The organism is Amnibacterium sp., from assembly GCF_051956055.1.
Lineage (GTDB): Bacteria > Actinomycetota > Actinomycetes > Actinomycetales > Microbacteriaceae > Amnibacterium.
The window spans coordinates 1-9,706 of record NZ_JBQCGC010000005.1 but is presented as its reverse complement, the minus strand read 5'-3'; the positions used below and the strand labels follow the sequence as shown (position 1 = coordinate 9,706).

The following is a 9,706-nucleotide window of genomic DNA, read 5'->3' as shown; positions in this document are numbered from 1 at the left end:
GTCATCGTCACCTCGTCGCCCTCCTGCAGCGGGGGCGGTGTGAGCCCGCCGTTGCGCCCCCAGAGCTCGCCGAGGCAGCCGCTGCCGGCGGTCCCGGAGCCGAGCACGTCGCCCGGCACCACCCGGGCGTTCCGGGAGGCGTAGGCCACCAGATCCCGGAACGGCCAGCCCATGTCCGCGAGCGTGTCCCGGCCGATCTCCTCGCCGTTCACCGCGACCACCATCTCGAGGTCGAGGAAGCCGTCGTCGTCGAACCGATCGGCGAGCTCGTCGACCGTCGTGATCCACGGCCCGAGCGTCGTGCCGAAGTCCTTGCCCTTGCAGGGCCCGAGCCTGACCTGCATCTCGCGCGACTGCACGTCCCGTGCGGACCAGTCGTTGAACACCGTGTAGCCGAAGAGGTGGCGCGGGGCCTGCTCGGGGGAGTGGCGTCGACCGTCGCTGCCGTCCACGCCGCCGATCACGGCACCCACCTCGAGCTCGAAGTCGAGCCGCTCGGTCGCCGGCGGGACGACCGGCTCGCCGCTCCCGAGCAGCGAATGCGGGTTGGTGAAGTAGAACGTCGGCGCCTCGTACCACTGCGGATGCACACCGGTCGCGTTGTCGACGCTGCGGGTGATGCCCTCCACGTGCTCCTCGAACGCGACGAAGTCGCGGATGGCCGGAGGGATGAGCGGGGCGAGCAGCTGCACGGACCCCACGGAGGGCGCGTCGTGCGGGACCGATGCGCCGAGCCGCTCGCCGAGCTCGAGCGCTCGGTCGAGCCCGTCCCGGGCGACGTCGAGCGTCGTCCGGCCGTCGGGGAGCTCGACGAGCCGATCGTCGACGACGACCCCGTCGCGGTCGCGGCCGTCCTGCCGCCAGCGGGCGAGCCGCATCAGCGCACCACCGCCTTCGCGCCGGCGAGCAGGCGGGACGCGGTCCCGCCGAGGACCGCCTCGAGCGCCGCCGCGTCGAGTCCGGCGGCACGGGCGCTGCCCACGACGTCCTCGTCGCCCATGTCGAAGGGGTCGTCCGACCCCAGCACGACCCGGTCGGCTCCCGCGGCCGCGATCAGCGCCCGCAGCTGCTCGGGGGAGTGGGTGAGGGAATCGAACCAGAGCCGACGCAGGTAGCTCGACGGCGGTTCGGCGCAGGACCGCGAATCGGGCCGCGTGCGCCAGGCGTGATCGCTGCGGCCGATCGACGTCGGCAGGTAGCCGCCGCCGTGCGCGGCGACCACGACGAGGCCGGGGAACCGGTCGAGCACGCCGCCGAAGATGAGGTGCGACAGCGCGACGGCGTTCTCGGCCGGCTGGCCGACCGTGTTGGAGAGGTAGAAGCGGTCGAGCCGCTCGTCCAGGCTGCAGCCGAACGGGTGCAGGAACAGCACGGCGCCCGTTCGCTCGGCAGCCGACCAGAACGGGTCGAGGCGTTCCTCCGAGAGCTCCACACCGGGCGCGAACGACGAGATCTCGACGCCGGCGAGGCCGAGGCCGAGCGCGTGCTCGAGCAGCGGCGCGCAGCGCTCGGGGTGCTGGAGCGCCACGAGCCCGAGGCCGACGAGCCGGTCCGGCGCCTGCGCGACGAGGTCGGCGACGGCCTGGTTCGCGCTCCGCGCGAGGTGCTCGGCCAGCTCGACCCCGGCCCACGGGTAGTAGTGCGACGGCGACGGCGAGACGACCTGCACGTCGACGCCGGTCGCGTCCATGTCCGCGAGGCGGCGCGGCAGTCGCGTCAGCCGCTCGAAGCGCTCGCGGATCATCGCGCCGGACGCGGCCGACGACACCGGGCCCTGCCTGACGAGGTCCAGCTCCTGCGCGGCCCGGAATCCCTCCGGATCCCGCTCGGCGACCTCCGCCTGGAGCGCCGGGAGCAGGACGTGGGCGTGCACATCGATGACCCGCTGCACCGCGGTGTCGGTCGCGCTCATGCCGGCACGCTCACGAGCTCGGCCACGCGCCGCATGAGGCCCGGGACGTCCCCGTCGCGCTTGTGCTGCAGCTGCCACTCGGCGAGCTGCATCGAGGCCTCCACGACCGCGGTCGCCCGAGGCAGCCGCCGGTCGCTGAACCGCTGCCAGAGCCCGTCGTCGACGGCGTCGGCCGACAGGAGGAGGTCGGCGAGGACCAGGGCGTCCTCGAGTCCCATCGCCGCTCCCTGCGCGATCGTCGGCGGGCAGCTGTGGGCGGCGTCGCCGATGAGCACCACTCGGCCGCGGTTCCACGGCCCGTCGATCAGGTGCTGGGTGAACCACGTGTAGTTGACGACCGCGTGCTCGTCGAGCGAGGCGCGGATCTCGTCCCAGGGCCCGTGGTACGCCTCGGCGAGTCGCCGCATGGTCGCGACCTGCTCCTCCGGCGACAGCACCGTCCGCTCCTGCGCGTCCTCGACGAGGTAGGCGTAGATGCGGTCCTCGCTGGTCGGGCAGTAGCCGGCGATGTAGCACGGACCGCCGTAGATCAGGTCGGTGCGGGTGACGTCCGCGGGACGCGGCACGAAGGCGCGCCAGATCCCCATGCCGATGCGCTTCGGCTGCACGTCGATGCCGAGGACCGCGCGGATCGTGGAGTGCAGGCCGTCCGCGCCGACGACGACGTCGTAGCGGTCGCGGTGCAGACCGGACCCGTCGTTCCAGATCAGGTCGACGCCGGAGTCGTCCTGTTCGAGGCCCTCGACCCGGGCGCCCCAGTGGATCCGGGCGCCGGCCTCCTCCGCGCGCTCCACCAGGAGCCGGGCGACGTCGGGCCGGTAGGCGCCGATGGTCGCGGGGTAGTCGGGGCCGCCGGTCTTCGCATCGGGGACGACCGCGAGCACGGTCCCTGCCGGATCGGGAGCGCGGAGGCCCACCTCGTCGAAGGCGTACGAGTGGTCCTTCAGGCGATCCCACACCCCCAGCCGATCGAGGGCCCGGACGGCGTTGCCCTGGATCGTGATGCCGGAGCCGACGGCGCCGACCTCGGCCTTGGCATCGAAGACGTCGACGTCGACGCCGTCCTCGGCGAGCAGGATCGCGGCGGCGGCGCCGGCGAATCCGCTTCCGACGACGGCGACGGATTCCACGGCGGTCATGGGGTGCTCCTTCGCATCCGGGTGGTCATTTGAGAGCGATCGGGTTCACGGGTGCACCGACGGCACGGGTGAAGGGGATCGGGGCGGCGACGAGCAGGAACTCCCACACCCCGTCCTCGGCGCAGTCGGCCGCGAGCTCGTCGAGGTCCCAGAGCTCGCCGATCGTGAGGCCCATGTTCGGGATCGCGATCTGATGCAGCGGCTGGAAGGCGACGTCGAACTCGTTCGGCCGCACCTCGAAGCCCCAGGTGTCCGTCGCGACGGCGGCGACGTCGTGTTCGTGCAGCCAGCCGGCGGTCGTGAAGGACAGGCCTGCGCTCGGACCGCCGGCGTACGCCTGCCACCCCTCCCGCCGCGCGCGGGTGAGGCGCCCGGTGCGGACGAGCAGGAGGTCCCCGCGGCGCACCTCGCTCGACGGCCCCTGGGCGGCGATGGTCGCGTCGAGGTCCTCGGCGGTGATGCCGTAGCCGTCGGCCAGCTCGCCGGACTCCTCGAGGTGCCGTCCGACGTCGAGGAGCACGCCGCGGCCGGTGAGCGCGGCGGCCATGTGCTCGATCCCCGTGACCTGGTCGCCCTCGCTCGTGACCGTGCGGCCGGCGGACCGGCCGTTCCACGCCTTGCCGCGATCGAAGATGTGGCCGAGCCCGTCCCATTGCGTCGACGCCTGCAGCGGCATCGCCACGACGTCATCGGCGCCCCCGATGCCGTGCGGGAAGCCCTGGTCGCCGAACTCCGCGTCGAGCCCGGTGTCGAGCATCGTGTGCACGGGGTTCGTGCGGCGCCGCCAGCCGTTCTGCGGCCCGTTCTCGTCGAACGCCTGGGCGAGGCTGAAGGCGCGCCCGCGCCGCACCAGGCCGGCGGCCGCGGCGCGGTCCTGATCGGTGATCAGGTTGGCGGTGCCGAGCCGATCGTCCTCGCCCCACCGGCCCCAGTTGCGGTACGCGTCGGCCGCGCGGGCGATCTCGCTCGCGGGGTCAGCGCGGTTCAGCGCCGCCGGATCCGTGGTCGGCCGCTCCGTCATCGGTCCTCCTCCGCGACGCACGTCACCTGCTGGGTGCCGAGGCCCGTGATGGACCCGGCCATCCGGTCGCCCGGCTTCAGGAAGATCCCCCGTGCCTGACCGTTGCCCGCCGGGCTGCCCGTGAACAGCAGGTCCCCCGGGAGGAGCGGCAGCGTCTGCGAGGCGGCCGACACGAGCGCCGGCACGTCGAACAGCAGGTCCTCGGTGGTGGCGTCCTGCATCGTCTCGCCGTTCAGGTCGAGGCGCAGCGCGAACGCCTCCGGCGCGGGCGCGTCGCTCGCCGGGACCGCGAACGGCCCGCACGGGTTGAAGCCGGGCGCGTTCTTCGCGCGGTACCAATCGGTCCCGATGGCCGGCATGTCGCGGCGGAACACCCGGTCGCGGGTGGTGATGTCGTTGACGATCGTCCAGCCCCACACGTGGTCGAGCGCCTCCGCCCGCGAGACCCGGAACGCGGGGCGACCGATGATCGCCGCGAGCTCGAGCTCCCAGTCCTGCCGGTCGCTGTACGACGGGAGCACGAGGTCCTGGTCGTCGCCGACCACGGTCTGCGGCAGGCCGATGAAGAAGTACGGCTCGCCGTTCGCGGCGCGGTCGTCCATGATCTTCGCGATCTCGGCGCGGGCCTGCTCCTCGCTGCGCGGGTCGTCCTTCGGTCGGTGCGCGAGGTCGAGGTCGATCACGTGCGTGCGGTAGTTGGCGCCGGTCTGCAGCACCTGGCGGGGCTCGACGGGCGCGGTCAGCACGACGGCGTCGAGGGCGAAGCCCCCTTCGAAGCCGCCGACCGCGCGGACGTCGGCCTCGACCTCCGCCCAGCGCGCGAACACGTCGTTGAGCGAGACGGCACCCACCGCGGCGAGGTCGAGCGGATGCACGCGGCCGTCGGCGAGGACACCCGGCTCGGCCGGCGCCCCTTCGCCCCGCCGGAATCGGACGATCGCGAACGCGGGGAGCACGTCGTGGTCGAGGGGCATCGTCGCTCCTTCAGTCGTCGGCCGGCACTGGCGTGGTCCATGCTGCGGGCACGAGCGGCATCAGGCCAGACGGTGTCGGCTATGCCCGACATCACCGCGGCTGATGCGCAGGCGTCGAACCGTGAGCACTTGAGCAGGCCGAGATCACTTCGGCAGGCTGGAACCGGCGGTTCGGGCCTGCCGAAGCAAAATCGGCCTGCCGAAGTGCTCGTGGTGGAGTCGCAGGCATCAGTGCGACTGATGTGGAGGATCGTCGATCTCGTCTTCCCTGATGTGCGTTCCGTGCCGAATCTGGTACGGGCCGCGACGGAAGTGGTCGGAAAGGGATCGAAGATGATCAAGCTGCTCTCCCATCTCTCGTTCGTGGCGATCACCACGCCGGACGTCGAGGCATCGGTCAAGTTCTACGAGGAGCAGGTCGGCCTCACGGTCGTCGACCGCATCGGTGACGACGTCTACCTGCGCTGCTGGGGCGACTACTACCGCTACTCCGTCGTCGTGAAGCCGGGCTCCGAGCCGTCCCTCGACACGATGGCGTGGCGCACGACGAGCCCGGAGGCGCTCGCAGAGGCCGTCAAGGCCATCGAGGCGAAGGGCGTTACCGGCGAATGGGTCGATGGACACGTCATCGGCCGCGCATACCGCTTCACTGGACCCCAGGGCCACGTGATGACGCTGCACTGGGACGTCGAGCACTACAAGGCGACCGGCGACCAGGCGTCCATCTACCCGGACCGGCCCGCCCGGCGCAGCCGTGTGCTGGGAGCGCCTCGCCAGCTCGACCACGTCACGATCGCCGCGCGCGACGTGGACGCGTTCGTCGCCTGGTACACGGAGGTCCTCGGGTTCCGCTTCATGGCCCGGACCGTCCTCGACGAGGCGCCGCTCTCCGTGTTCAGCGTGCTCACCACGAACGAGAAGTCGCACGACCTCGGCGTCGTCCTGGACGGCTCGACGCGGGAGGGCCGGGTCAACCACTACGCGTTCTGGGTGGACACCCGCGAGGACCTGCTGCAGACCGCGGACATCCTCATGGAGAACGGCACGCCGATGGAGTACGGCCCCTCGATCCACGGCATCGGCGAGCAGAACTTCCTCTACTTCCGTGAGCCGTCGAGCCTGCGGATCGAGGTGAACACCGGCGGGTACCGCAACTACGTGCCGGACTGGCAGGCGAACACCTGGAAGCCGTCGCAGGGGTCGAACAACTTCTACCGGAACAGCGCGATGCCGATGTCCATGACGGAGTCGTTCCCGCCGGCCGACGGCCCGTCGGCCACGGAGGAGGGCGTGCCGGACGAGATCCGGGACGCGCTGCTCAACCCGTACGCCGAGCACGGCCGGGGCTGACCCGAGCGTTCGGCCGCACCTGCCCTGGCAGGTGCGGCCGAACGCAGCGGTGCCGATGACGAGGAGGTTCGGGACGTATGAGCACGTGGGGCAGCGGGTTCGAGGGGCAGCGCATCGCCGACCTCGGTGACGGCACCTTCCGCAACCCGATCCTCGCGGGAGACCACCCGGACCCGGCGATCCTGAAGGACGGCGACGACTACTGGCTCACCTGGTCGTCGTTCGACGCCGCGCCCGGGCTGCAGATCCTGCACTCCCGTGACCTGGTGAACTGGACGTCCGCCGGCTTCGCGCTCGAGCGGCCGCTCGCCGTCACCTTCGCGGTCGACATCGCGAAGTACGGCGACCGGTTCTTCATCTACATCCCCTTCATCCCGGCGCCGTGGGCGGAGGACTTCGGAACGACGCCGCGCATCTTCGTCATCACCGCGCCGTCGATGACCGGTCCGTGGAGCGATCCGATCGACCTCGGCATCGAGTCCTACATCGACCCGGGCCACGTGGTCGGCGAGGACGGCAAGCGCTACCTGTTCCTCAGCCGCGGCAGCCGAGTCCGGCTCACCGACGACGGCCTCTCGACCGACGGGCCGGTCGAGCAGGTCTACGAGGGCTGGCGGTACCCGGACGACTGGATCACCGAGGCCTACTCGCTCGAGGGGCCGAAGCTCCTCCGCCACGACGGCCGGTTCTTCCTGGTCAGCGCCGTCGGCGGCACCGCCGGACCGCCGACCGGGCACATGGTGACGGTCTCCCGTGCCGCGTCGATCGACGGGCCGTGGGAGCACGATCCCGGCAACCCCGTGGCGCGCACCCGGAGCGTTGACGAGCCGTGGTGGTCGCGCGGGCACGCCACGGTCGTCGAGGGGCCGTCCGGCGACTGGTGGATGGTGTCGCACGGCTATGAGCACGGGTACCGCACGCTCGGCCGGCAGGTGCTGCTCGAACCCGTCGAGTGGACGGAGGACGGGTGGCTCCGGGCGCCGACACCGGACCTCGGTGCACCGCTGCGCAAGCCGATCGCGCCGGCGGGTCATCGGCACGGCATGCCCCTCTCGGACGCATTCGCCGGACCCGGACTCGGTGCGCAGTGGACCTTCCATGCGCCTGGGCGGGACGAGCAGGAGCGCGTCCGGTTCGACGGCGACGGGCTCGTGCTGGCCGGCAAGGGCTCGACGCCTGCGGACGCGTCGCCGCTCACCGTCATCGCCGGCGACCTCGCGTACGAGGTCTCCGTGTCCGCCGAGCTGGAGGGCGACGCCGAGGGTGGCCTCCTGCTGTTCTTCAACAGCGCGCTCTTCCTCGGGCTCGGGATCGGCGGGGACGGGATGCGGACGTACAACGGCGGCCGGACGAGCCACTGGCGCGAGCCGGCGCCCCGCGCCCGCACGCTCGAGCTGCGCATCCGGAACGACCGGCACATCGTGACGTCCTGGTACCGGGAGCCGGCCGGGGAGTGGGTCCGGCACGGGATCCGGTTCGAGACCTCCGGCTACCACGCGAACACCGCCGGCGACCTCCTGAGCCTCCGTCCCTCGCTCTGCGCCGCCGGGCAGGGCTCGGTCCGGTTCCGCGACTTCCGGTACCGCGCGCTCCCTTGAGTCCGGGCCGTCAGACGAGGCGGAGGGGGAGCGGGCGCGATCCCGTGCCGTCGGTGACGGTGATCGTGAAGTCGCCCTGCTCGACCACGAAGATCCCGGCCGGGTCGTTCGTCCAGAACCCGAGGTCCTCCGCGCCGAGCTCGAACTCCAGCATCGTCGACGCGCCGGGATCGAGCGTCACGCGCCGGAACCCCCGGAGGCGCTCCACCGCAGGCGCGATCGACGCGACGTGGTCCCGCACCTGGACGAGCACCACATCGTCGCCCGTGCGATCGCCGGTGTTCGTCACCTCGACGGTGACGACGACCCGACGGCCGGCGAGCACCTCGCCGAGCGGCACCTCGGTCGCCTCGATCGCGGCGCCGTCGAGGACGAAGCGGGTGTACGACAGGCCGTGCCCGAACGGCAGGAGCGGGCCGAGCGGCAGGTCGAGGTACTTCGACGTGAAGTGGTCGTCGGTGTTGTTGGGCCCGACGATCGCGACATCGGCCGCGTCGAAGCCGATCGCGCCACCGGTCGTCGCAGGGCGCCCGGTCGACTCGTGGTCGTGGTGGACCGGGACCTGCCCGGCCGAGCGCGGGAAGGACATCGGCAGCCGGCCGCCGGGGTCGGCCGCGCCGGTAATCACCCTGGCGAGCGCCGCGGGCCCCTCGAGTCCGAGGTGGAACGCGTGCACCACCGCGGGAGCGAGGTGCAGCCACCCGCTCAGATCGAGCGGTCGGCCGGACAGCGTCACCACGACGAACGGGGTACCCGTCGCGGCGACCGCGCGGATGAGCGCCTCCTGCTCGCCCGGCAGGCGCAAATCGCTGCGGGATGCCGCCTCGCCGGACAGGATCGCCGGTTCCCCGACCGCGACGACCACGAGGTCGTGGCCGGGGACGGCGTCGAGCACCGCGTCCAGACCGCCCGGCTCCTCGGCGAGGAAGCCGGTGCCCGGCAGGACGGTGAGCTCCGCATCCGGCAGCTCGGCGCGGAGCGCGACGTCGAGCGAGCCCGAGCGGGCGGCGAAGTGCTGCACCCACGCGCCGAGGTGGTCGGTGCTCGTCGCATACGGGCCGGTGAGCAGGAGCCGGCGGGGCCGGGCGGGGAGCAGGTCCCCGTCGTTCTTCAGCAGCACGATCGACCGCTCGGCGGCCGCCAGCGCGGCGGCTCGGGATGCCGCCGTGGGGGCCGTCCGCTCCTGCGACTCGTCGACGTACGGGTGCTCGAAGAGCCCGAGTGCCTCCTTGAGCCGCAGCACCCGCCGCACCGCGTCGTCCACCCGGGCCGGATCGAGATCCCCGGGGCCGACCGCCGGGCCGTCGTCGCCGACGACGCTGCCGCCCATCTCGATGTCGAGCCCGGCGGCGAGGGCGAGCCGGACCGCATCGGCCGCATCGGTCGCGACGCCGTGCTGGACGAGCTGCGCGACGCCGTCGGCGTCCCCGACGACCACGCCGCGGAAGCCCCACTCGTCCTTCAGCACGCTGCCGAGCAGTCGCCCGTTGGCGTGCATGGGCACGCCCGAGAGCGTGTTGAAGGACGCCATGGCGCTCGCCGCCCCGGCCGCCACCGCGCGCCGGAACGGTTCCAGCACCACGTTCCGGAGCCGCTGCTCCGACATGTCGACCGTGTTGTAGTCCCGGCCGCCCTCCGCGAAGCCGTAGCCCGCGAAGTGCTTCAGGCAGGCGGCGAGCGCGTCGGGATCGGCGAGCGACGCTCCCTGGTAC

Annotated in this window: 8 protein-coding genes; 2 read left to right on the top strand and 6 right to left on the bottom strand. The window is 72.4% G+C overall.

Annotation, left to right across the window (positions count from 1 at the left end; translation table 11 throughout):
* From ACTHLI_RS00770 to ACTHLI_RS00750, 5 genes are all read right to left on the bottom strand, one after another.
* Positions 1-878: fumarylacetoacetate hydrolase family protein (locus ACTHLI_RS00770; RefSeq protein ID WP_440180778.1), on the bottom strand; the 878-nt coding region annotated here is incomplete at its 3' end.
* Positions 878-1,912 (bottom strand): amidohydrolase family protein, encoded by a 1,035-nt coding sequence (locus ACTHLI_RS00765; protein WP_440180776.1) that lies wholly within the window; start codon positions 1,910-1,912, stop codon positions 878-880. The genes ACTHLI_RS00765 and ACTHLI_RS00770, both read right to left, overlap by 1 nt.
* Positions 1,909-3,051, bottom strand: coding sequence for an FAD-dependent monooxygenase (locus ACTHLI_RS00760; protein ID WP_440180774.1), 1,143 nt, complete (start codon positions 3,049-3,051; stop codon positions 1,909-1,911). Before ACTHLI_RS00760 ends, ACTHLI_RS00765 begins: the two co-directional genes overlap by 4 nt.
* A 25-nt stretch (positions 3,052-3,076) precedes the next feature.
* Positions 3,077-4,072: a cyclase family protein gene (locus tag ACTHLI_RS00755; protein WP_440180773.1), complete on the bottom strand. Its 996-nt coding sequence runs from the start codon at positions 4,070-4,072 to the stop codon at positions 3,077-3,079.
* Positions 4,069-5,046, bottom strand: a complete 978-nt coding sequence (locus tag ACTHLI_RS00750) for a fumarylacetoacetate hydrolase family protein (protein WP_440180771.1) — start codon at positions 5,044-5,046, stop codon at positions 4,069-4,071. Before ACTHLI_RS00750 ends, ACTHLI_RS00755 begins: the two co-directional genes overlap by 4 nt.
* Before the next feature lie 333 nt (positions 5,047-5,379).
* Between ACTHLI_RS00750 and ACTHLI_RS00745 the strand changes: the two genes are divergently transcribed.
* Both ACTHLI_RS00745 and ACTHLI_RS00740 read left to right on the top strand, forming a co-directional pair.
* Entirely contained in the window at positions 5,380-6,396 is a 1,017-nt protein-coding gene (locus tag ACTHLI_RS00745) for a VOC family protein (protein ID WP_440180770.1), read from the top strand.
* Positions 6,397-6,473: 77 nt separating this feature from the next.
* The gene (locus tag ACTHLI_RS00740) at positions 6,474-7,994 is read left to right on the top strand and encodes a family 43 glycosylhydrolase (RefSeq protein ID WP_440180768.1); all 1,521 of its coding nucleotides are present in this window, start codon (positions 6,474-6,476) and stop codon (positions 7,992-7,994) included.
* Between the two features lie 10 nt (positions 7,995-8,004).
* Here ACTHLI_RS00740 and ACTHLI_RS00735 read toward each other — a convergent pair.
* Positions 8,005-9,706, bottom strand: a 1,702-nt coding sequence (locus tag ACTHLI_RS00735) for a glycoside hydrolase family 3 C-terminal domain-containing protein (protein ID WP_440180766.1), incomplete at its 5' end; no start/stop codon positions are given.